Consider the following 22,257-nt stretch of genomic DNA (forward strand, 5'->3'; position numbering starts at 1 on the left):
GAGCCGCGCTCAGGCGGCGGGTTCGCTGGCGCTGGCGTCTGGTGCCTGGGGGACGGCGTCTGGGCGGATGTGGGGAGCGCGCCCGAAGGCCGGGCTCTTACCTCGGCGGTGGCGCAGCATCGCCGGCAGGCTGAGCGGCGTGGAGAGGCCCGCGAAGAACAGACACGAGTAGAGCACATGGCCATTCTCGGGCTGGCCCGGGAAGAAGAAGCGCACCAGCAGCAGCCCGATGCCGATGTTGCGCAGCGTGACCTCGATGCTGATGGCAGCCGTTTCGTCGTCGTAGCGCCCGAGGAGCCGACTCAGGTGCGGGATGGCGAACATCAGCACCAGCGCAAAGGCGACGATGACCGCGGGAGGGCCAAAGCCGTACTCCGCGACCTTGATCCTTCCGGAACCGAGAGCGCTGATGGTGATCAGCACCACGAACGTCATCGAGAGGCGGATCGCCCACTTCGAGAGTGTCTGCGTGTGCTGCGGCAGGAAGCGAAACGTCACCATGCCGAGGGCCAAGGGCAGCAGCAAGAAGCTCGAGATGTCGCGGACGATCTGCCCCGTCGGGAACACGAAGTTCGGTGGCAGGTGCTCCGCCGCCGTCAGCCGCAACACCAGCGGGATGGTCACCAGGCAGCCGAGGGTCGTGACGGTCGTCACGGAGATGGACAGCGGAACATTTCCACGGCCGAAATACGTGAGGAGGTTCGAGAACGCGCCGCCAGGGACCACGCTGACGAGGATCAACCCCACGGCCCAGCCGGGACCGAGCCCGAGAGCGCGGGAGAACAGCACCGCCACGATGGGCACCAGCACGACCTGAATCCCGAGGCCCACCGCGAGGCCGCCGGGGTTCCTGACGATGCGCTCGAAGTCCCTCACGCTCAGCGTCGCGCCCATCCCAAACATCGCCAGCAGGAGCTGGACGGGGACGAAGTAGGCCTCGACGAAGGCATGGTGTGAGAAGAGTTCGCGCACGGTGTTCCGAGTTGTAGCCCTTTACGCCCGCTTCGGGCCCATGGTTTCGCTGAACTGCTCGCACCACGGCCGCGCAGCGCTTGTCCCAGCGCCGTCACCGCTGGATGATCGCGCCATGAGCAGGTTCATGGCGGCGATCTACGACTCCTTCATGCAGCAAACGGAGGAGGCCTGTTTGCGCGCCTGGCGAGAGGATCTGCTGCAGGATCTCTCGGGTAGCGTGCTCGAGGTGGGCGCGGGCACAGGCGCGAACTTGCCGCTGTATCCGGCGGACCTGGAGCGCTTGGTACTGGCGGAACCGGATCGGGATATGAGCCGCAAGCTGCGGGAGCGCCTCGACACCCTCGGGCGCAACGTGGAGATCTGCGAGGCGGCGATGGAGCAGCTGCCGTTCGAAGCTGGGAGCTTCGACCAGGTCGTTTGCACGTTGGTGCTGTGCAGCGTGCCGAACCCCGAGGCGTCCCTCGCGGAGGTCAAGCGGGTGCTGCGCCCCGGGGGCAAGCTGGTGTTCATCGAGCACGTGTGCGACGAGAAGCGCCTCGGGCGGCGCTTGCTTCAGCGGGGCCTCGAGCCGCTCTGGAAGCCCCTCGCTGGTGGCTGTCATTTGACGCGCCGCACGGAAACGACGATTCGCGACGCCGGCTTCGAACTCAGCGACGTTCGGCGCGAGAGCATGCGCAAGGCGCTCCCGATGGTTCGCGCGTCGGTGCGTGGGATCGCCGTCAAGCCGGCGTAGAACCCGGCGAGGTTACTCCAAGAGCCAGGCGAAGACGCCGGACATGACCTGGGGCGCTTCGGGGCCGTACTGGCCGTGGCCAGCGCGAGGGAGCAAGAACAGCTTGGAGTCGACGCCGCCCTGAGCGAAGTGCTGCGCCGTGGCTTCGATGTGAGACTTGGCCTCCCGCTCCCCGGCGATCAGCGCGAGCCGCTGCACACCACTGACGCGAGATGCTGGCGTCTCTGTCGGCAGGCCTCCAAGGATCAGCCAGGGGTAGCGCTTGGGCGTGTTGGTGTGTAACGCCAGCGCACGCAGCGCCCCTTGGGAGTAACCGAACAGCACTGCGCGCTCGCTGTCTAGCTGGCCGCCTCGCGCCTGCTTCACGGCGGCCAGGGCGGCTTCTATGCGCCGCTCTTGAGCGATCGTATTGGCCGTCCAGCGGTGGCGCCCGCCGCTGCCGCAGCGCTCGTCGGCGTACAGCGCGATCAGCGTGACGTGCTCAGAGGCCGCGTTGGCCCAGGAGCGGATGGCGTCGATGTCGCCGCACACGCCGTGGAGGTAGATCGCCGCGAGTCGCACTGACGCTGCCGCGTGGGCGACCAACACGGGCTTATCACCGGGGACGCTGAGCTTGACGACTTCGCCGGGAACGATTCCGGGAGGAAGTGAAGGCGGAGGTGCCTCGGGTTTGAGCGCGTCGCTTGGGGCTGTGCTCGCCGACGCTGCAGTGTTCGGCGGCGCCGCTGGCGACTCTGTGGCGGGGGCCGGTTCTGCGGCGTGCAGGGGCTTTTCCTGAGCGCTGAGCGACTTGACGGGCGGGGAGGGGGATTCAGTTCCGTGAGGAGACGCGGACGGCGCACAAGCTTGGGCCAGCGCCAGGCACAGCCACACGCCGCTCAGGCGGGGCTCCCTCACCCCCAAAAAGGCGGGGAAAGGCCGCATATTTAGCCTTTGGTGAGCCAGACTAGGGCGGCGCGATACATGCCGCGTTTCGACTCGAGCAAGAGCTCGTGGCCCATGTCTCCGGGGGTGGAGATGCGCACGGGGACGCGGGCTTTTTGCAGCCAGCCTTTGACCGTGAGCGTCGGCTCGTAGGTGCCGTCTTCTTTACCGGTGATCAGGTAGACGCGGCGAATGCGCGCGTGGTTCTTGCCGAGCTCTTCCAGGCCTTGGCCGCCCCAGTACTTGGTGTCTGCGGCGAGCACCAGCCAGCGGTTGAAGGCGCGCGCCTCGCGCACGCCGACGTTCATGGTCACGAAGGCGCCTTCGGAGAAGCCCATCAGGGTGTTTCCGTAGAGCTGCACGCGACGGCCGTACTTCTCGCGGAGCGCGTTCAGTGAGGCGAGGGCGGCGCGGTGACCCGTGGCCCAGTTGTTTGCCCAGCCGCGACGGCCGCCACCGCGATCTTCAGGACCGACGGGGCACACCACCCAGCCGAGGTTGCTCGCGACGCGCGCCCAGCGCTGGCAGTCGTGGCGCGGATCGCCGCTGCGGGCGTGCATGTACATCAAGACGGGGCGCAGTGTCTTGCGGCCCGGTCCCGTGGGGAAATAATAGTAGGCGCTGCCGCCAGCGAAATCGAGCAGGTGGAGGCCGTTTTCGTCCTCCTTACTGCGGCTGGCTCGCTCCTTGCGATCCTTCTCCGCTTCCTTCGCTCGCTCCTTGCGATCTTCCTTTGCGCGCTCTTTACGTTCCTTGGCGCGCTCCTTCTTCTCTTTTGCGTCGCGCTCCTTGCGCGCTTGCTTGCCGTCCTCGTCGTCCTTGTCCGGGATGTAGAGCGTCTGCCCGGGCTTGATCGGATCGGTCTTCTTGATGTCGTTGGCGTTGCAGATCGCGGCGACGCTCACGTGGTAACGCTTGGCGATCTTGCCCAAGGTTTGGCCCTTGCCCACGGTGTGGGTTCGGGTCTTGGCCTCGGCGAAGTTTGGCGTCGCGAACGCACAAACCAGCGCCAAGCACAGTGTCAGCCACCAGCGCACGGCCGAGCCGTAGCACACACGTGGGCGCTTGGAAAAACCATCGGCGCAGAAAAGTTGGCCGAAAACTTGCGAAAAACCCGAGAAATGTCGGGTGCGCGAGGGAATGCGGCGCGCGCGAGGAGCGTCAGCGCTACTTCTTGAGTTCGACGCCAGTCGCCACCAGGGCAACCTCTGACGCGCTTCCGTCGGGGTCCTTGTTTGCAAACGTGGCGCCTTCCTGCTCCATGTGCTGGACGTGGTCGGCGGTGACTTTCTTCAGTTTTACGACGCCTTCCAGGCGAGCTTCGGCGCCCGCGGAGTCCGTCGGCACGAAGAAGCCGTAGTCTTTGAAGGTCACGCGGCAGGTGGCTGGCTTGTCGTTCGAGCCTTCGGCCAGTTCCATCCAGCAGCCCTTTTGCGAGCAGGCGCGGCGCACCGTGGCGTCGACGTGGACCGTCTTGCCTTCGTAGTCGGCGGGCTTCTGCAGCACCTCGCTCAGGCTGACGGGCTTGAGCTCCGGGTTCAGGGCGCTGCCGTAGAGCTTGTAGCCAGCGGCTGGCTGCGGCGTGGTGTTGGCGGCCGCGGGTTCGGGCTTCTGTTCGGTTGGCGTGGTGCACCCGCCAATGAGCGCGAGCCCAGCGATGAACCCAACGATTCCGACCCGAGCGACGCTGTGCGCCAAAGCTTGCTCACGCATGGCGCGGAATATAGCGCCACGCGTTGAAAACGCAGCACGAACCGACCCTGCGTAGCCAGTTCGCTTTCTCTGCCGGGGGTTTCTCCGGGGCGAAATGGGCCCTAGGCGTGATAGCGTGGATAGCCGAGGTTGCTGGAGCGAAGTGCGCTGCTCCTGCCGGAGGGCGGAATGAGCGAACATCAGTTGGGCTCGGAAGAGCGGCCCTTGCGGGTCGCGGTAGTCGGCGCGGGACCCGCAGGCTTCTACGCCGCGGAGGCGTTGCTCAAGCACAAGGAGCTGAAGATCGAGGTCGACTTGTTCGAGCGACTTCCGTTCCCGTTCGGGCTCGTACGCTTCGGCGTCGCGCCGGATCACCAGAAGATCAAGACGGCGGCGGGGGCGTACGAGCGCACCGCGGAGATGCCTGGCTTCCGCTTCCTCGGCAACGTGGAGCTGGGGCGAGACGTGAGCTTTGAAGAGCTCCGGGGTTGCTACCACCAGGTCGTGATCACGACGGGAGCGGCTGGGGATCGCAAGATGCGGATCCCCGGGGAAGAACTCAGTGGCAGCTTGCCTGCGACGGAGTTCGTCGGCTGGTACAACGGCCACCCGGATTTTCAAGGCTTGAAGCTGGATCTCTCCGGGGAGCGCGCGGTGGTGGTTGGCGTCGGCGACGTGACCACCGACGTCGTGCGCCTGCTGCTCCGGAGCCGCGAAGAGCTGGGGAAGACGGACATCACCGCTGCGTCCCTCGCGGTGCTCCGCCAGAGTCAGATCCGCGAGGTAGTAGTGCTGGGGCGCCGCGGGCCAGAACAGCTGAAAATGGCCGTGAAGGAGCTGAAAGGGATCGCTGAAGATCCGGAGATCAGCGTCAGCATCGACGCCGCAGAACTCGCGGAAGCGCGCAAGCGGGTCGACGCCGCCAAGGACCGCTACGACTCCGCGACGCACAAGCGCCTGGACTTGCTGGAGGCGATTTCCAAGGGCGAAGTCGGGGCGCCGGGGCGCCGCGGCACGATGCGCCTTGAGTTTCTGCGTTCGCCCAAGGCCCTCGAAGGTGATGGCAAGGTCGAGCGCTGCATCATCGAGAAGAACCGCCTGGAGCCTGCGGGCGACGACTTCAAGGCGCGAGGCACGGGGGAGCTCGAAACCCTCGAGACGAACCTGGTGCTGCGCTCGATTGGCTACGTGGGGACGCCCCTCGAAGGCCTGCCGTTCGACGAACGCAACAACGTGATCCCCAACGACGAGGGCCGCGTGGTGCTGGACGGCGAACCGCTATGCGGCGTGTACGTTTCCGGGTGGATCAAGCGCGGCGCGACGGGCGTGATCGGCACGAACCGCGCCGACTCCGTGGCGACGGTGCACACCATGCTGAGCGATGTGATGAATGCGCGCCAAGGCGAGCATTGCCTGGCTCCGGGCGCAGCTGACCAGACCCACTCTGCCGATCGCATCGACGCGCTGCTCAAGGAGCGCGGCGTTCGGGTCGTCAGCTGGGCAGACTGGCAGCGCCTGGACCAGCATGAGCTGGACGCAGGCAAGCAGTCGGGCAAGGTGCGGGAGAAGCTGGTGGACGTAGCCGAGGCGCTGCGTCACATCAGCTAACAGGGGGCGACATGCATCGCGTTTGGTTCGCGGGAGTCTTGGGCTTGGGATTGGCTGCGGCGGCGTGCGGCAGCTCCGATGGAACCGACTTTGGGAGCGGGGCGACCGGGGGAACGGGGGGCGGCGGCGGAAGCGTCAGTCAGACGGAGCTCGACATCGTGATCAGCGCGACGGACGCGGCGTTTCCCCATCAAGATCAGCTCGCGTCGCAGACCGCCACGCAGATCCGCGCGGGAGTGCGCATGCTGCAACTGGAGGACGACCAGGGGCAGCGCTTCACGCTGTTCGACTCTCAGACGCCGGTGCAGGTGAGCTACGATTCAGGCGCGAGCAGCGTGCTGAGCAGCCTGAAACCCGACCAGGTGGCTGCCGGGCACTACGTGCGCGCACGCCTGGTGCAGGACTGGTCACGCTTCGATATCAACGCGGTGCTGCATCAAGACAATCAGTCGCTACAGGGGACGCTGAATATCCTCCAGGTCACCTCGGACGGCGTGAGCCTGGACGGCGAGACCTACGACTCTGGCGATTTTCTGCACCAGTTCAGCGGCGCTGGCGGCAACCAAGAGTTCAGCGGGGTGCTGCCGATCCCCGATGAGAGCCACACGGCAGAGGCGTCCGCCTTCATCGAAGACGGCTCCTGGGTCGTATATTTCCCTGTGGATCTAACTCTGACAGAGGGCCAGGTGGGGCGCCTGGAGTTCCGAGCGAACCTCGACCACGCCTTCCGCTGGAGCGACGCCGACGGCAACGGCTACGTGAACGACGTCTATGACTTCGCCCCACCGCTGTTCTACGAGACGGTGAGCCAGTTCGGCGCAAACCGCTTCGAAGTCATCGTGAAGTAGCTCGAGCGGGTCTAGGGGGGAGATCAGCCGTCGCTAACCCAAGGACGCTTCAAGAGTCCTTGAGTTCTTGATCCAGCGCGTCGTCCCACTCGTCGCGCTCGGTCTCTTTCGGCGGCGGCTTCTGCTCTGCCTTGGCGCGCTGTTGCCAGCCGTAGAGCATGTACGCCAAGCCGAGGAAGGCGCCGCCCCCGAGGATGCTGAGGATCAGCGCAAAGCCCTTGAGCGGATTGCCTTCAGGCACCGCGCGGATCTTTTCCCCGTAGCGATCCACCAAGTCAGCTTCAATGGCGTCGGGCTGCTCACCCGCCTTCAGGCGCCGCTTGATCTCACGTTTGAGGTCGGTGGCGACGGGTGAATCATGAACGTCCAGCGTCTGCTTGCTGGTGTCCCAGCAACACGGCGCCAGCAGGCGCTGCTCCAAGCGCTTGGCGCCTGGCACATACTCCGAGTCGTCAATCACGCTCGGCGCCGGCATCGCTGACGAAGGCTGTGCGAACGCACCGCTTACCCAAGCGAGCGTGGCCCACAGCACCAACAGCGACAGCAGTCTCCTCGACATCGCCCGGGAGACTGCCACGCCCCTCGATGCTTGGCACCCTTTTGTTCAGGGGCCTGCAGGTGCCGGCCAAACCGCCGCAGTGTACCATCGCGACGCTGTGAAGGAGTTCGTCGAACGCCACCGCGCACTCATCGCAACCTTGGGCGAAGGCGAGGGTGGGGTGCTCCGGAACGGAGCGTCAGCGGCGGCTCTCGCTGAAGCGGAGCGGCGCCTCGGCTGCGCGTGCAGTTTGGTGGCGCCGCCAGCCTCCTACCGGGAGTTCTTGCTGACCACGAACGGCTGGAGTTCGCCCTGGAGAGCGGCAAGCCAGAACAGGTTATCCGTGTGGAAGTGGTAGGCACGCATCTGCAGCGAGTTCGAGCCCTCTTTGCCCACGCGGACGATCGCGTTGGTGCTCGCTTCGCGGGCTGGTGTGCGCACAGAGAGAGCGGTTTGCTCCAGGGCGTCGCGCGGCTAGAAACCGGACTCCAGCTGCTGGCTGACTGCGATGGCTTCGTCGCGTCGCCAGACGAAGTCACTTTCAGGGAGCTTCGAAAGCGCATGTTCGCTTTCAACGGCGAAATCGAGGAGAGGTTAGCCGGCCCCGAAGCAGACCCTATCTCATGCGCTGCCGAATCCATACGCGCGTACTTGCGCGCCGCCACAGACGCTTACAGAAAGCGAATCGAGCCGCACGAGATCATCCTTCCCGTCGCCACGAGCGTTGCAGTTGCGTCGAGCGCTGCGCTCTGCGCAACGCCTGACATCCTGCGTGAAACCCGCGTGCAATGGTCTGAGGGCCTCCGCCTCCTGGGTCGGGACGTGGACTTGGAAGACTCGCTGCTTCCTCCTCTGGGGCGAGGTGCACTGGGTAGAGGCGACTGGTTGCTGCTATCCGGGCTGCTTGGCGACCCGGGGGGTGTTCGCTTCGCTGGGACGTTTTCCCAGCGAACGTGGCACGCTCTACGTGATCTTGAGGTCTTTGACTGCCGTCGCTTTCTCGAAGGACTCCAGCAGAGCCGCAACATCTGGGGAAGCGACACGAGGCGATGGGGCGCGGAGTTCGCCTTGTTGAACGCCGCATCGCCCCTGAGGTCTTCACTGTTGAGCGAAGCGGAGCGTCTCGATCGTAACCACGCGGATACGGAAGGGAGCGACGCCGAGGAAGTTGGGGTTCAGTATCGGGAGAGCGTCTTAGCAGCTGCTATGCTCGCCACTGCCGAGCTATCCTTCGGACGCATTGACGCTGCGCGCGAGCAAATCAGCTACGTGGCGGGCTATTCCGTTGCTGCCGCACAGAACCACATACAAGCGAGCGAAGAAGTCTTTCTCGCTCTCTGGGAAGCAGCTGGAGGAGCCAGGTCTTGAGGCCAGCGTCCGACGCGCGGAACGAACCGATCAGCCTCGCATGTTGCCCGTTCTGCGATCAGGGGCGGTTGTTCGCGTTTCGTGAGGAGGACTCCGGCGACATCTACCTGCACTGCGAGGAATGCGAGCGCGGCTATCGAGACCCGGACGGGTTGAGCGTCGAGCAGTCCTTTCTGACTCTCGACGAGCCAGGAGAGGCGCGTGCAGCGTCCCGGGACGAGGTTTTGGCTTCGCGTTGGCGTTCACTCCTGCTCAAGCAAGAGCCGATGTAGGCGACGCCACGCGAACGCTTGGGCCTCCAGGTGCGGGTCGCCGGATCCCCGCGGATCACGGGGGTGACCCAGCGCTGGCGCACGGTCAAGAACCCGTTCGCACTGGCTTGCTCCCAGGTTCCGTGCCAGATACGCGTTCTCGCACGAGTCGTTTCCTCCAGTTGGCGATGGTCTGGGCGCTGACGAGGAAGCGTCGCGCCGTTTCCTCGAGGATCCATCTAGTTGGCGCCATCAGGAGCAAGATCCGGAATCGATCCGTTGGCGAGTAGTGGGGCCGCCTGGGTGGGGCGCGCTGCGCCAAGCGGCGATCCTGGATGGCGATCTCAGTCCCAAGCTGCGCGATTCGGGCTCAAGACCGTTCCATCTCGGACAGCAGGCATGCCTTCGGCGCTCTGCCGTTCTCGAAGCCGGAGAGCACTTGGAGCAAGGTCAGCCGAGCGAGCGCGATGGCGTTGACGAGCCCACTCTTGCGATCTCGGTCCAGCCGAGTGGGGTGCGGATCTCGGTCTCATCAGTCACGCCTGCGACGCTGCTATGGCGGCATCGCGGGCAACCGTTCTGTGACAACCTAGAGCAAGGCAGCGCGAATCAAGCTGAGCACGCCATCGAGATCCGCATGGACGTGCCGAGCTGTGACGCGGAGGGTGCGGTACCCGAGCCTGGCGAGAGAGCGATCGCGGCGGGCGTCGGCAGCCGGCGGGCTAGCGTGCGGCGGCTTGGGACGCGCAGCACGTTCGCCCGATCCCTTCGAGTGTTCCCACTTGCCTGGAGCAGCTTCGATCGACCAGGGGGCGAGCCGGCGTGCTACAACCGGTGCCTCGGTCTCCAGGAGCTAACAATGTACTGCATTCAGCACACCGATAGTCCAGGCGAGGATGACCCCGAGGTTAGCTGTCCATCTGCCACGTCGGCATCGCGGGCAACCGTTCTGTGACAACCTAGAGCAAGGCAGCACGGATCAGGCGCAGCACGCCATCGAGATCCGCATGGATAAGCCGAGCCGTAACGCGGAAGTGCCGCCCAAGAAGGAATAGGGAACGAAGGATATGATAGAGAGGATGCAGCGGGCCATCACGCGCGCAGAAGAGGCGAGAGCGCGAGGCGACGTCGTTGCAGAGTTGCGCGACCTTACTCTCTTCGTTGCCTTGGTAGCCGAGGAAGCAGTTTCAACTCCGACTGGAGACGAAGTGCTGGCTGGCTACGCCCTAGAGACGCCACTGTCCCGAATCTGGGAGATCTTGAAGGGGGGCCAAGTCGCCCCGAGCGAGCTTCCAGATCTCCAGACGAGCGCACACATCGCGGCGGTTCTGGGCCTAAGAGAACTCTCACTAGGGATTCTCGAGCACCCGCGGACCGACACGCCTTTTTGGGAAGAGTATCGGCGAGGCCTGGTCGCGTTCGCCCAAGGAGACGAATTCTCTCCCGATCCGAAAGTGATTGCACGAGCGAAGGGTGAGCTGCGCTACTACCTGCCGTTTCTTGCATACTTTGCGGGGACTGCGACCATCGCTGCCATCGATAGCGCGTTCGAAAAGAGAAGCAAAGACAAGCGCTTGGTGTCGTATGGGTTTGACGGAGATGGGGGCACACCGGCGAGCTGGCATCTACGGAAGTTCGCGATTCTCGCGTTGCGTGCGCGCTAGTAGCTGTGACGGTCGTGTTGACGTCTGCGTACGTCCCTCATTTCGCTCGGTGCCGCTTAAAATTCCGTACGGTTATTGAGCGGGCGAGTCCCGAATCGCTGCGGCAACGCCGAGCGCGGCCGCAGCAGCGCGCTACAATCGATCAAGCACGCGGTCGTGCTGGCGTGCTACCAGCTTGTCCCCAAGCTCAACACACGGGAGGTTCTCCATTCTGGCGACTCTTATATCCACTGCCGCATGGTGCGGGTGGATAATCGGAATGGGCTATTCCCGCGGGGGCACCAAAGAACAGGTAGCGATGTACGATCTCAGGCATGCAGATGGCTCCAGCGATGACGGGGCAGAGGACGACGACGATATGCAGGTAGCGCTTTCGCGGCTCTATGATGAACTTCTCCCGTCGGATCAAGAGCACGGTGACGTATCGGTCGTACACGAAACAGGTTGGTGCATGTCTGCGCACTGGAGTTGCCCCGATTTGGCGGACAGATTTGACTGCTTGAATCAGCTTGGTGCGTTGGTCTCGAACTCGATCGGTGACACGTAGTCGAGGTGCGAGTGGAGTCTGACGAGATTGTAGTAGTTGTCGATGTAGTCGGCCACCTGTTTCCGCGTGGTGCTACGGCTTTGGAGGGACTGCAGCGCGAGCAGTTCCTTTTCGAGCGTCGCGAAGAATGACTCTGACACCGCGTTGTCCCAACAGTCTCCCTTGCGGCTCATGCTCGGGCGCGCTCCAAGCTGCTCGAGTGCTGCCAGGTAGTCGTCGCTGCCGTACCTGCAGTCTCGGTCGGTGTGATGGATCCAGTTTGGCTCCAGCGTCCGCGTAGACGCTGCCCTGTTCAGAGCAGAGAGAGCCAACTCCGTGTCGATGTGGTCCGACATGGCCCAGCCAACAACGCGTCTCGAGTACAGGTCCAGCAGGACCGCGAGGTACAGCCATCCGTCGGTGGTCGAGATGTAAGTGATGTCGCCCGCGAGCACTTGGTTGGGGGCCTCGGCGGTGAAGTCACGCTCCAGTAGATTCGGCGCGATGCGCTTCGTGGGCCGTGAGTCCGTGGTTTTTCGGAAGCGCCGTGGTGTGTAGCCACGGAGCCCAAGCGCGCGCATGACTCGCGCGACCCGTTTCTTGCTTGGTCGCTTTCCGCGCGGTCTCAGCGCACGGCGGACTCGGGGCGCACCATAGCGACCACGATGCTCGTGGAAGACTTCCGTGATCTCCGCGCCCAGCACTGCGTCGTCGAGCGAGCGGGTGCTGGGCTTCGCATGCAGCCACTGATAGTAGCCGCTGCGCGAGACCTGGAGCACACGGCACGCTCGAGCCACTGGGATGTTCCCCCTCTCCGCATGAATCAGCCCGTACACGGCTACTTCACGTCCTTCGCGAAGAGGGCCGCGGCTTTTTTTAGCAGCGCGTTCTCGGCCTGCAGGTCGCGTAGCTCACGCCGTAGCCGCTCTACCTCCTCGCGCTCGCCTTGGCCAGCTTGGGCGCCGCCGGTGAGCTCAGGCTCAAAGCGCTCGCGCCAGCGATGCAGCATGCTCTGGCTCACACCGAGCTCCCTGGCGACATCCGCGATGGTCTTCGGGCCCCGAGCTAGCAAGCGGCGGACGGCGTCTTTCTTGAACGAATCTGGACGTGATTTTCTTTGTGGCATTGGTGGACCTCCGAGGGGAGTAATCCCTTGCGGGGTGTCCACCAAAGCGGGGCAGGCTCACACCGCGGAGGAACGCTCATCTTTGGGCACTTGGGACGGGAGGGCGGCGACCAACACATGAAGGACGTGCCCAAAGAAGAGGTAATCAGCCTGTGGATCCGACTCGCTCGCGGGGATGTAGACGGCCTCCTGGCCAAAGGCTGGATCCCGGGATACGGAGACTAACCGATACTTGGACCCTCTGGGTTTTTCCGTGCGGAGTCACGTAGGCTCGCGCTGGAGATTCTGTACTAGTTGACCGGGTCCTGAATGCCTCTTGCTCGTATCCGGGCGGCAACGTGAGGCTTTGGTGGCTGTCTGACACACCGCCTCGCTCAATCCGTCCACTAACGCCGGAATCTGGCCGCGAAAGCCCAGTCTTTGGGCCACCCAAGTATTCAGCGACCACAATGGGGGGCCGCGGGGTCGGGAGCGAGTCGGGGTGACTGGGATTGAACTCACCTTCGGGCTCGGGCAGGCTCAGCGTATGTGGAGAATGACAGCTGACGACCTGGCGCTGACCAATGGGGCCGTCGTGCACGATTCCGGCGGTGAAGTGTGGAGTCATGTTTGGTTCGAGTTCTGTCTGCGAGAAGACCGCGTGCCACCGAACTGGCTGGAGCTGGATCCGGTTGAGCCAATGGAATTCTCCTTCTACTTGAAACCCACACCAGCGTATTCCGGGCCAGGCTCATTGTGCGGGAGGGAGTTTCGCTTCGACGGCGATGCGTCCGAGGCTGACGATCCGGATGGCGAGACCGTTTATCTCTTCGCTGCGCACAACCCGGTCTCCTGGCAGCGCTTCCGCTTTGGTGACCTAACCGCAGAGGGGAGAATCTCATGCGAGATTGAGTTGTTTTTCGATTTCTCGCACACTACGCGCGCGGCGTTCTGGTGGAAAGGGACTCGCATCATTGGAGTGGAGCACCGCCAATGAGCGCAGGCCGTGCGCCGTGTTCAGTGGGGGTTGTGACTACGGCGCATTGCCGTGGGGCAACATGGGGTGTGGTGGCCGAGTGCGCTGCGGAGACTAGCGCCGAGACGCGATGACTTGCACCCGCACCCCCGCCGGAGTACGCGCTTCATATGGCCCAAGTTGGCTACCGACTCGAGGAGTTGACTCGCGCCCTTCGCGGCAGGGAGCTGACGGACCTCCGGATAGCAGGGGTCTCTGAGCCTCCTGACCTAGTCCTTGATAACCACGCGGTATTCCTCGAGTTCGAAGGAACTATCGTGCGCTTCGAGGGGCCGAGAGACGTCTTAGGAATGCGCATCGACATTGTCGAGTCCTTCGGGGTTTCATCGTGGTGGGACCTCGAGGACGATGACGTCGTCCTATCCGTTGGTCTGCTCGAGAACGCCGTGCATCAAGCTCCATGCGGTGCGGAGTACCTGCGCCTTTGGAGCCCTCTTGTGGTAGACGGCGTGCTGGTTGTGGCGGCGGCCGAGTTCGAATTTCCGCCGAAGAGGGAAGCGGCGAGGTTTAACTTCTCGACGAGTGCGCTGTTCATTGACCCTTGCTACCACTGGGGTGTCCGCTTCGGGGGCTCGGACGCCCGAGACGCCTGCTTTCGCAATCGTCCGGAGCTCGTCGACGCACCTCAGACCGTGCTTGAACTGGCGGGCTAAACCCTCCGGAGTAGGCGATTCCCGGAGGAAGTAAACTGTTGAGACTTGGCTGGGCTGCGCTCGCTCGCTTGGGCATGGCTTGTTGCTAGCGACCACTTGGCAACCCGGTAAGTGGTCTTGTGATCGCAGTGACTGCTGCAATCCTTTTCGGAGAGTTGCGGCATTCCGTTGAAGAACGCGCCTGTCGGAGCGGAAGGGGGAGAACCGAGTCGGTGCTCGGCCCGCCGAGCGGCTCTGTAGCTCGTGTTTCGCGTCCGGAGGTGCGGGATCCCCGCGGATCGCATGAACCGAGCGCCGCGCACCTTTCAGTACCAAGCGCAAGGGCTTGCACCCGCAGTCCTGTCCGCATACGCGTCTTCACATGACCAAAACCGGGTTCCGCGTGCAGTTCCCTCCCAGCCTGGCTGCGAGCAGTGTTCTGTTGATGTTGCTGTCCGCCCTCGGCTGCAGCTCGAGCGACGCGACGCCGGCCAGCAACGTTGTTTGCGATCCAGGCCGCAGCGAATCCTGCGCGTGCCCCGACGGCTCGACCGGCGCTCAGGCTTGCAACAGCTCCGGCACTGGGTTCGAGGTGTGCCAGTGCAGTGGTGGGGCAGGGGGTAATGGAGGCAACGCCGGCAGCGCGGGTGCTGGTGCGAGCGGTGGCGTTGGGGGTGATGGCGGGACTGGCGCCGGTGCTACGGGGGGTGTTGGTGGGACTGGCGGCGGCGCTGGATCGGGCGGAGCTGGCGGGGACAAGAACTGTCCGTCCGACCTCGCATTCGATTGCAGCGGGGACTGCCTCGCGCCGGTGAGCGAATGCGGCGAGCACTGCGACTCGCTCAAGACGATAATGGTCCTCGGCATACCGAGCCGTGTCCGAACGCCCGCGGGTGGCACCGATGCGAACTGCTGTGCACCCGCGACCCGGGTCATACGGGTCCAGTACTTTGGCCCCGCCGAGACGGTTCGCTATCGCATCGCGCCTCCCTGGCGCCTAGCATTCGACGGCGAAACCGAGGTGGTCAACCAGCAGATCTGCATGCGGAACTCCAGCCAATGCGGAGTGCTTGGATCCGGCGCGCCAAAGCACGTGAACGTGTACACCGACGATCCCAACGCCCCGCCCACTGACCTGATCATCGATGATCAAGCACAGTGCCAATAGGAAAAGCAGACATGAGGAGAGCTGTCATCCGAGCCCACGTATGGACTGGGCCTAAAGCAGCTCTCACTAGGGGTTCTCCAGCACCCCCCGACACACCTTTTTGGGGAAGAGTATCAGCGAGGCCTGATCGCGTTCGCTCAAGGAGACGATCGCTCTCCTGACCAGAAAGTGATTGCACGAGCGAAGACCCCAACCAGCGAAGTGACAATGTAGTGATGAGGCGCGTATTGCCGCACGGTTATTGAGCGAGCGACTACCGAATCGCTGAGGCGAGGTCCGGCGCGGCCGCATCAGCGCGCACCGGCGTGGCACCTCCGAGCCGCGTCGTACAGACGGGTCCGAGGCGCGGCGTCTCGGGTTGCAGCGCCTGCGGGCCGGTAGACGTCGGGTCCTCCCGCGCGAACCTTAAAAAGGCGCTGCCACCCACCACCGCCAAACGCCCCACAACCGTCGCGACACCCACGTCACTGGCGCACAACTCCAGTTTGAGTCTGCAGGGTTTCGTAACTGCGCTATAACGCAGGGTGATGGTTGCTTTCTTTCGTCGCCGACCGTGGCTCTCGCCGCTGGGTCTGACCGCTGGTTTGGTGTGGCTTGCTGCCTGTGCGGGCGGTGGAGAGCTCGATGAGGGCGGGATCACGCCGAACAACGGTGGCTCGGCGGGGAGCGACGCAGCGGGCGCTGGCGGCTCGGACGGGGGCAACGCGGGCAACAGCACCATCAATGGGGGCAACGGCGGTTCGGGCAACGGCGGGAACGGCGGCTCCGGCAATGGCGGCTCTGGCAACGGGGGCAGCGGCGGGGACGTCAACGGCGGTAATGGCGGCAACGGCGGCTCGGGCAATGCGGGCACCGGCGGCACCGCGGGGGACGCTGGCACGGGCGGCGTGAGCGGCAGCGCGGGTTCGAGCGGTAGCGGCGGCGTTGGCGGCTCCAGCGGTAGCGGAGGCTCGAGCGGGAGCGCGGGTTCCGGTGGCTCAAGCGGCAGTGGCGGCTCAAGCGGCTCGAGCGGCAGCGGCGGTAGCGGCGGATCCGGCTGCGACAACAGCATGGCAGCGAACACCTGCGCCACGGCGACGGACCTGGGCGGCCACTGCGCGGACACCAACTGCGGCACGCTGTGCCCCGTGGCTGGCGCCGTGAGCGTGGGCGGCAGCGTCAGCGGCACCACGTCGGAGTGGTTCGTGCTCGAGGCGCAGGAGTGCTCGAGCTGCATCGCGGATCTGATCGGCGAGGCGAAGCTCACGGTGCCTGCGGGCGTGAACTACGATCTGTTCCTCTGGTCGAGCTGCAACACCTTGGTCGCTTCATCGACCAACGGCACGGGCACTGACGAGAGCGTGCTCGGGAAGATCACCGGGGACACCGTGATTTCCTCGGACACTCAGGATTACTACCTTGAGGTCCGCTACGTCGGAGGCAGCTCGTGCGCCGCCTGGACGTTGTCGATCACGGGTTCCAACTGCTAGCCGTCCCTTACGGCCGACACAGCGCGACGTTGTAGCCGGGCACCTGCTGGCAGGTCATGTTGCTCGGGCAGAGCGCGTCGTCGGTGCAGAGGCGCGTGCAGACGCCGGTTCCGTCGCACAGGCCCGAGTCGCACTCGCGACCCGAAGCACAGGCTTGGCCCAGGGCTTTGCTGCCAGCGCGAGCGCACAGCAAGATGATCGAGCTGCCATCGACCTCCGGCGTGCAGCCGAGGCTCGGTCCACAGCCGCCCTCTTGAGTGCAGGCTTGAGTGCACATCGCGGTGGGGAGCGCTTCGGTGTTGCAGGCGCCGGAACGACAAGTCGTCGTCCCGCTCGCCGCGCACGCGCTGCCGATGGGATCCGAACCGGCGATGTCGTTCGGTGGGATGCAGACCTTGGAGTTGCCTCCCTGCGGAATCGCGCAGGTGTACGGCGGTAGCCCAAAATAGCCGAGCCTGCCAGGGCAATCTGCGGCGGTGTCACACGGCGCCGTGCAGCCCGCAGTCGGGAAGGAGAGCCCCGTTGGGCAGCTGGTCGCCGAGCGCTCGATGTCGACGCACACCTTGGTGCCGGAGATCGGCTCACAGGCAAAGCCTGAGGGACACTCGCTGGCGCTGCTGCACTCCCGCGTGCAGTGGGCAGGCCCGGTGGAGAGTCCGATGCACAACCCAAGCCCGCAAGAACCGGGGTTGCCCGTGCTGCAGAGGGCGCCGGTGTCGTCGGGGTGGCAGAGCTTGTCTGGGCCACACACGTGTTCACTGGCGCAATCCGTGTGGGCGTTACACGCGATGGTGCACATCTTCGTGCCGTTGACGTCCGCGACGCATTTCCCCGCGGAACAGTCGTTGTCGAGGGTGCAGCGGTCGAGGTACTTCGCGGTGCCGAGCATTCCCCCAGTGCCCGCGTTGCCGGTGCCCGCTGTGCCACCTGCCGCGCCTGCGCCGCCCGCGCCGGTCCCTGCCGCGCCGGTTCCTGCGTTGCCGGTGCCGGCTGTGCCACCCGCCGCGCCCGCGCCGCCTGCTCCGGTCCCAGCCGTGCCACCGACCGCACCGCTGCCGCCCATGCCGCCGTTCGTGGTGCCGGCGCTACCCGCGTCACCGCCGGTTGCATTCCCCGCGGCACCGCCTTCGCCAGCCACGCCGCCCACGCCGGCGGACCCGCCGTTCTGCGTGATGATCCAGGGGCGCTGGCCGTCCTCGGCACAACCCGCGCCCAACAGTCCGACGAAGCCAAGCAGGGCCAAGCTGGCCGAAGCGTTCCTCATATCCCATCTGGATAACAGGAACTCGCCGCCACGTCTCTCGAGATCCCGCCCGGGAATGCCCGCGTTTTTGCGGAGCAGTGGCTCAGCGGGGGTCGACGTCTGCGCGCGCCGCCTCGATGAACCGCTCGGCCGAGCGCTCCGAGGTCATGTCCCAGCCGAGGATGCGCATCGTCCCGCGCACCACGGCGTCGCGCTCGGAGGTCTGGCTGCGGAGTTCACTCACCATCTGCGCCAGAAACGTGGGCGACACCCAGCGGGCCACACCGGGCGGCAGCTCCTTGAACAGCGCGTGGGCGGCTTGAGCCACCACCGTCGCGGTATCTTGGGTTGGCCGCATGATCGTGCGGTAGGTGCGGCGCACGGCGTCAGCGACCGTGGCGACCGCCTGGCTGTCGAAGCCGCCGCCGGCCCAGCTGTCGTAGGCGCGGTCCACGGCGGCGATCACGCTGGGGCCCGGCTCCTGATCGTTCAGGGCCAAGGTGATGCTGGCCTCGAGGGTGCTTGCCAGCTCTCGCGCTCGGCGCATCCAGGGCGGGGCGTTCGCAGGCAGCGACGTCTTGGGAGCAAGCGACTCTTCCGAGCGCACGGTGCTGTCCGGGCTCGGAGCCACACCCGCCAAATCCCGATCTTTCGGGCGGTGCTGCTGCTTGGGACTCTGCAGCGTGCTGCCCAGGCTGTCTGTACCTTGCGGAAACGCTTGGGGGCGAACTGGCGTGTACGAGATCGCCTCCATCGTGCGCTTGCGGCTGTGGGGCGTGAGCCCGTCCTGCACCGTGGTGGCTGTGGGCACCATCGGCGCGGGCGGCGCGTCGCTCTCCCGCAGCGTGGGGGGAGCGCCGGAGCTGGTCTGCTGCTGCTCGTGCTCTATCAGCGGCAACGTCGCCTTGAGGTTTCGCACCGGCTGGCCTTGGATCACGGGCCGGGCCTCGATGGTCGGGTAGTCTTCCGTAGGCGGCGGCGACGGATCCGTCGTGCTGCGCACTTCGTCCAGCTCATCCAGGGAGTTCATCGTGGGGACGTCCGGCCGCCGCTGCATCGTCCGCGCATCTTGCCACGTCGCGCTGTAAACGCACACCATCGGTAGTCGGGAGTGGCATACCCGCGTCTTTTGGCGCGCCTAGAAGGAGCGTGCGCTACACGTGCGGCAGGCTAGCCACGCCGTAGTGAAAGCGGATTTGCTCCTCCGAGTAGCGCGACTCCCGACCCACGGGGCAGGCGTCCCGCACGGCGAGCCAAGCGTCGAAATGTCGCGCCACCAGGTCACGACCCGTGGGTTCTCCACGGCTCTCTGCGAGCGCCTGCTGGAACAAGGGCACGCAAGGCGCAGGGCATTTGGAGCAAGGGGAGGGGGGGAGGTGCGACCCTCGGGCGCTGCTCGGCGCTTCAGGCTCTCGCAAATTGTTACCCTGTGGAAACGAAACAAGCGCCCGTAAGCCAAACCAGGGACCATGCGTCGGGTGCACCGCCAGGTGCGCTGGACCGACGTGGCACAGCCCGAGCGCCTCCCCGAGGCGCGGAAAAGGCAGCGCCGGCGTGAGCTGGTGCGCAAACCACAGCTTTGCGCCGGGCAGCCAGCGCTCCACGGCGGCGCGATGCACGCGCTCGGTGTAGGCATCCAGCGGGTCGGTGGCAGGTAGATTGGGGGCGGCGCGCTGGAGTAGCGGCCAGAGCCTGCGAGTGTTCCCCGTGAGGAGCACGCGCTGACTTGCAGGCGCTCCTCCCCCCCAACCCGGGAAGACGCTTTGAATGGCCTGCTGCAGATCTGCTGGCAGGCGTCGGGGGTCGCCTTGGGCGCTGAGGTCGAAGCCGTGCTCCTCGAGCTCCTCGATGCAGCGGCCTAGGGCGTCTGAGTCACGCGCGTGCACTGCTTCGAGCTTGCTTGGTTTGAGGCGTCGGAGCCAGGGCGATTGCAGGCGAAACTTGACGCTGGGCGTTTCGGGCGGGATGAAGAGTCCCATGAGTGAGCCCGAGTTCGACGGAAAGCTGTATGAATTGCCCACGCTGCGGGTCACCGGCAGCGCGCGGGAGCTGGGGCGCGGCCACGGCGAAGCGTATCGGGAGCAGATCGCAGCCTTCGTGAGTCAGCGGCTCGACGCGGCGCGAGAATACATGGGGGAGCGGCTGCCCCACGTCGACTTCGATCAGTTCTTGGCGCTCGGCAAAGAGTGCCAGGAGGTCGCCCGCAAGTGGGATCCCCAGGGAACTGAAGAGCACGAAGGCATCGCCGAAGGCGCCGGCCAAGACAGCGCGCGGCTCTACACCGTGGCGAATATGACGGATATCCGCGATGTGTTGCTGCTGCCGCCGCCGAAGGACGACGAGGGCTGCACCAGCTTCCTGTTGCCGCCAGAGCTGACGAAGTCGGGGCAAGTCCTCGCGGGGCAGACCTGGGATCTGAACCCGCAAGATCTGGAGTACGTGCTCGCGGTACACCGGGTGCCCGACGAAGGGCCCGAGACGTGGTCCGTCGGCTGCGTGGGCTGCCTGACGCTGGTCGGCATGAACCAGCACGGCTTGGCCGTCGGCACGACGAACATCAAAGTGAAGGGGAGCCGCCCGGGCATTGGCTACCTGAGCCTGCTCCACCGCATGATCCGCGCGAAAACGCGGGAGGAGGCGGGCCACATCGTGGAGACGGCGCCGCGCTCCGCGGCTCACACCTACTGGGCGGCGGATGCGGGTGGAGCGCTGGAGTACGAGGTCAGCGCCCAGGACTTCTTGCGCCGCGAGGCGAAGGTCGAGCCCCTGGCGCGCACCAACCACTGCCTGGCGCCGCAGCACGTACCGCTGCAAGGGGAGCCGACCAACAGCTCGAGCCTGGCGCGCCTCGACCGCATGGGGCAGATCTTGAGCGCCGGCGCCCACGACGTCGAGTCGATCCGACTCGCCTTCGCCGACCGCGCTGACGGCGTGGACAGCATCGCACGTTTCCCTGAGGATAATCAGGGCACCGCGACCAACTCCTGCATCATCACCCGGCCTGCTGAGCGCGAGATCTGGGCCTGCAAGGGGCCGAGCCAGCGCGGCGCCTGGCAGCGCTTGCAATTCGAGCGCGACTAGAGTGTGCTCGGCTCTTGGAGGCGCCGCGCTGGGCTAGCAGCGGGCGTGCTGAGGGCGGCATGCAGGACACTAAAAACCGACTCCCGTCGTACTTTGGCCTGCGCCTGGCGCTCGTCGCCGCGCTCTGGATCGGCCTCGAGCGGCTGCTTGCGCTGCAAGCTTATCGGGTGGTGCCGGCGAGCCTCGGCGCCAGCCTGAGCCTCGCGTCGTGGATGGCGTTCATCGAGTTTCTGTCCACGCTGCTGGGGCTGCTTCTGGCGTTTGCGTTGCTGCGCTCGCCGGGCAAGCTCAGCCTGCCTCAGGAGGCCCTCGGTGCGCTCTTGCCGCGGCGGCTCACGTGGCTCCACGCGCTCTTGCTCGCGCCCCTGGTGTACGTGACCGCGATCTACCTTGGACAGCAAGCGGCCATCGACACGCTGCTAGCGGAGATCCGCCAAGGCGGGCGCCAGCAGGCCCAAGCGGGGCTAGGCGATTTCGGTGCGGGGCTCGCGGTGTCGTCTCTCGTCGCGACCCTGGCCTGGGTCGGCTTCATGGCGCCGATCAGCGAGGAGCTGATGTTCCGCGGGGCAATGTGGGGGGCGATCCAGCGCGGCATCGACTGGCTGCGGCCTTCCAAGCGCCCCCACAAGGAGAGCGCCTTTGACGCGGCCATGGCCGCGGCGCAAGCGGATCCGGATGCGCCGCCGCCCAGTAGCAAAGCCGTGCTGTCCGGCTCCGTGATCAGCGATCCGGCGTGGTTCAAGCTGCTGCGCGGCGTGGGGCGCGCGATCCTCGATGGCTTCATCGCGACCTTGGTGGTGCTCGCGCTGTTCACCGCCATGCACGCGGATTTCGACACCGGCCTCGGCATCATCCGCGTGGTCTCCGCGCTGGTGCTCGGCTTCTTTTGCGGGATCTTTCGCCAGTGGTCCCGCGGCGTGCTCGCCCCCATCGTGCTCCACGCGAGCTTCAACTGGCTCAGCGTGGCGACGGATCACCGCTGGGTGGTGAGCGCCAGCTTCCCGAAGTGGAAGCTCGTCCCGTCGCTCTTAGTCTACGTCGGCTTCGCCGGCCTCGTCCTGAGCTGCATCGTGCTGTTCGTCGAGTGGCAGCTACGGCGCCGCTGACTTCGTCGAAGTCCCTGAGGTTTTGGTCTCTGTCTGTTGGGTCGGGGTGTTCTTCGGTTGGACCGCCAAGGACGCCAAGGATCTTGGGCTTGCTGCGTTTGAAGCCTGAACTTGCGTCAGCACGCGGATGCGTTGTGAGTCCCTGAGGTTTTGGTCTCTGTCTGTTGGGTCGAGGTGTTCTTCGGTTGGACCGCCAAGGACGCCAAGGGCGCCAAGGATCTTGGGGGTTGAGACTGGACGCGCTGACGGGCTCCGAAGTGAGCGATCGCGCACTGCCCGAAAAAGAGATG

At 65.4% G+C, this 22,257-nt stretch carries 25 protein-coding genes; 12 read left to right on the forward strand and 13 right to left on the reverse strand.

Annotated elements, in window-relative coordinates; genetic code table 11:
* Positions 1–9: 9 nt before the first annotated feature.
* Positions 10–972, reverse strand: a complete 963-nt coding sequence (locus H6718_14950) for a bile acid:sodium symporter family protein (GenBank protein MCB9586696.1) — start codon at positions 970–972, stop codon at positions 10–12.
* Positions 973–1,087: 115 nt separating this feature from the next.
* Here H6718_14950 and H6718_14955 point away from each other — a divergent pair, with 115 nt between their 5' ends.
* Complete coding sequence (locus H6718_14955; protein ID MCB9586697.1) at positions 1,088–1,708, forward strand: class I SAM-dependent methyltransferase; 621 nt, start codon at positions 1,088–1,090, stop codon at positions 1,706–1,708.
* Positions 1,709–1,720: 12 nt separating this feature from the next.
* On the opposite strand, the gene H6718_14960 is transcribed toward H6718_14955, so the two are convergent.
* The 3 genes from H6718_14960 to H6718_14970 form a co-directional block, all read right to left on the reverse strand.
* Positions 1,721–2,632, reverse strand: a complete 912-nt coding sequence (locus H6718_14960; GenBank protein MCB9586698.1) for a hypothetical protein — start codon at positions 2,630–2,632, stop codon at positions 1,721–1,723.
* Between the two features lie 2 nt (positions 2,633–2,634).
* Positions 2,635–3,669, reverse strand: coding sequence for a LysM peptidoglycan-binding domain-containing protein (locus H6718_14965; protein MCB9586699.1), 1,035 nt, complete (start codon positions 3,667–3,669; stop codon positions 2,635–2,637).
* A gap of 130 nt (positions 3,670–3,799) precedes the next feature.
* Positions 3,800–4,345, reverse strand: coding sequence for a DUF4920 domain-containing protein (locus H6718_14970; protein ID MCB9586700.1), 546 nt, complete (start codon positions 4,343–4,345; stop codon positions 3,800–3,802).
* 168 nt (positions 4,346–4,513) lie between these two features.
* On the opposite strand from H6718_14970, the gene H6718_14975 reads away from it, so the two are divergent.
* Positions 4,514–5,932, forward strand: a complete 1,419-nt coding sequence (locus tag H6718_14975) for an FAD-dependent oxidoreductase (protein ID MCB9586701.1) — start codon at positions 4,514–4,516, stop codon at positions 5,930–5,932.
* Positions 5,933–5,943: 11 nt separating this feature from the next.
* Positions 5,944–6,780, forward strand: coding sequence for a hypothetical protein (locus H6718_14980; GenBank protein MCB9586702.1), 837 nt, complete (start codon positions 5,944–5,946; stop codon positions 6,778–6,780).
* Positions 6,781–6,829: 49 nt separating this feature from the next.
* Here H6718_14980 and H6718_14985 read toward each other — a convergent pair whose 3' ends face one another.
* Positions 6,830–7,339, reverse strand: a complete 510-nt coding sequence (locus tag H6718_14985; protein ID MCB9586703.1) for a cytochrome c-type biogenesis protein CcmH — start codon at positions 7,337–7,339, stop codon at positions 6,830–6,832.
* Between the two features lie 249 nt (positions 7,340–7,588).
* On the reverse strand, positions 7,589–7,759 hold the full coding sequence (locus H6718_14990) for a hypothetical protein (protein ID MCB9586704.1): 171 nt from the start codon (positions 7,757–7,759) through the stop codon (positions 7,589–7,591).
* A gap of 923 nt (positions 7,760–8,682) precedes the next feature.
* Between H6718_14990 and H6718_14995 the strand changes: the two genes are divergently transcribed.
* The gene (locus H6718_14995; GenBank protein ID MCB9586705.1) at positions 8,683–8,958 is read left to right on the forward strand and encodes a hypothetical protein; all 276 of its coding nucleotides are present in this window, start codon (positions 8,683–8,685) and stop codon (positions 8,956–8,958) included.
* A gap of 85 nt (positions 8,959–9,043) precedes the next feature.
* On the opposite strand, the gene H6718_15000 is transcribed toward H6718_14995, so the two are convergent.
* Together H6718_15000 and H6718_15005 are read right to left on the reverse strand one after the other, a co-directional pair.
* Positions 9,044–9,190, reverse strand: coding sequence for a hypothetical protein (locus tag H6718_15000; GenBank protein ID MCB9586706.1), 147 nt, complete (start codon positions 9,188–9,190; stop codon positions 9,044–9,046).
* A 336-nt stretch (positions 9,191–9,526) separates the two neighbouring features.
* Complete coding sequence (locus tag H6718_15005) at positions 9,527–9,787, reverse strand: DUF559 domain-containing protein (GenBank protein MCB9586707.1); 261 nt, start codon at positions 9,785–9,787, stop codon at positions 9,527–9,529.
* 46 nt (positions 9,788–9,833) lie between these two features.
* Between H6718_15005 and H6718_15010 the strand changes: the two genes are divergently transcribed.
* Entirely contained in the window at positions 9,834–9,992 is a 159-nt protein-coding gene (locus tag H6718_15010; GenBank protein MCB9586708.1) for a hypothetical protein, read from the forward strand.
* A gap of 24 nt (positions 9,993–10,016) precedes the next feature.
* Complete coding sequence (locus H6718_15015; GenBank protein ID MCB9586709.1) at positions 10,017–10,601, forward strand: hypothetical protein; 585 nt, start codon at positions 10,017–10,019, stop codon at positions 10,599–10,601.
* Positions 10,602–11,105: 504 nt separating this feature from the next.
* On the opposite strand, the gene H6718_15020 is transcribed toward H6718_15015, so the two are convergent.
* Complete coding sequence (locus tag H6718_15020) at positions 11,106–11,963, reverse strand: IS3 family transposase (GenBank protein MCB9586710.1); 858 nt, start codon at positions 11,961–11,963, stop codon at positions 11,106–11,108.
* A gap of 2 nt (positions 11,964–11,965) precedes the next feature.
* Positions 11,966–12,253, reverse strand: a complete 288-nt coding sequence (locus H6718_15025; protein ID MCB9586711.1) for a transposase — start codon at positions 12,251–12,253, stop codon at positions 11,966–11,968.
* Positions 12,254–12,779: 526 nt separating this feature from the next.
* Here H6718_15025 and H6718_15030 point away from each other — a divergent pair.
* The 4 genes from H6718_15030 to H6718_15045 all read left to right on the forward strand — a co-directional run bounded on the left by H6718_15030 (position 12,780) and on the right by H6718_15045 (position 16,537).
* The gene (locus H6718_15030) at positions 12,780–13,229 is read left to right on the forward strand and encodes a hypothetical protein (protein MCB9586712.1); all 450 of its coding nucleotides are present in this window, start codon (positions 12,780–12,782) and stop codon (positions 13,227–13,229) included.
* A gap of 149 nt (positions 13,230–13,378) precedes the next feature.
* Complete coding sequence (locus tag H6718_15035) at positions 13,379–13,921, forward strand: hypothetical protein (GenBank protein ID MCB9586713.1); 543 nt, start codon at positions 13,379–13,381, stop codon at positions 13,919–13,921.
* A gap of 361 nt (positions 13,922–14,282) precedes the next feature.
* Positions 14,283–15,068 carry a hypothetical protein gene (locus H6718_15040; GenBank protein ID MCB9586714.1) on the forward strand — a complete coding sequence of 262 codons (786 nt, stop codon included), beginning with the start codon at positions 14,283–14,285 and terminating at the stop codon, positions 15,066–15,068.
* 527 nt (positions 15,069–15,595) lie between these two features.
* Positions 15,596–16,537, forward strand: a complete 942-nt coding sequence (locus H6718_15045; protein MCB9586715.1) for a hypothetical protein — start codon at positions 15,596–15,598, stop codon at positions 16,535–16,537.
* A gap of 7 nt (positions 16,538–16,544) precedes the next feature.
* Here H6718_15045 and H6718_15050 read toward each other — a convergent pair whose 3' ends face one another.
* The 3 genes from H6718_15050 to H6718_15060 all read right to left on the reverse strand — a co-directional run bounded on the left by H6718_15050 (position 16,545) and on the right by H6718_15060 (position 19,759).
* A complete protein-coding gene (locus H6718_15050) occupies positions 16,545–17,801 on the reverse strand; it encodes a hypothetical protein (protein MCB9586716.1) in 1,257 nt (418 codons plus the stop codon).
* Between the two features lie 82 nt (positions 17,802–17,883).
* The gene (locus tag H6718_15055) at positions 17,884–18,837 is read right to left on the reverse strand and encodes a hypothetical protein (GenBank protein ID MCB9586717.1); all 954 of its coding nucleotides are present in this window, start codon (positions 18,835–18,837) and stop codon (positions 17,884–17,886) included.
* 97 nt (positions 18,838–18,934) lie between these two features.
* Positions 18,935–19,759 (reverse strand): hypothetical protein, encoded by an 825-nt coding sequence (locus H6718_15060; protein MCB9586718.1) that lies wholly within the window; start codon positions 19,757–19,759, stop codon positions 18,935–18,937.
* Here H6718_15060 and H6718_15065 point away from each other — a divergent pair.
* Complete coding sequence (locus H6718_15065) at positions 19,758–20,861, forward strand: hypothetical protein (protein MCB9586719.1); 1,104 nt, start codon at positions 19,758–19,760, stop codon at positions 20,859–20,861. The genes H6718_15060 and H6718_15065 overlap by 2 nt on opposite strands.
* A 59-nt stretch (positions 20,862–20,920) precedes the next feature.
* Complete coding sequence (locus H6718_15070) at positions 20,921–21,967, forward strand: CPBP family intramembrane metalloprotease (GenBank protein MCB9586720.1); 1,047 nt, start codon at positions 20,921–20,923, stop codon at positions 21,965–21,967.
* Positions 21,968–22,257 lie beyond the last annotated feature (290 nt).

This window comes from Polyangiaceae bacterium, from assembly GCA_020633205.1.
Taxonomy (GTDB): Bacteria; Myxococcota_A; Polyangia; order Polyangiales; family Polyangiaceae; genus JAHBVY01.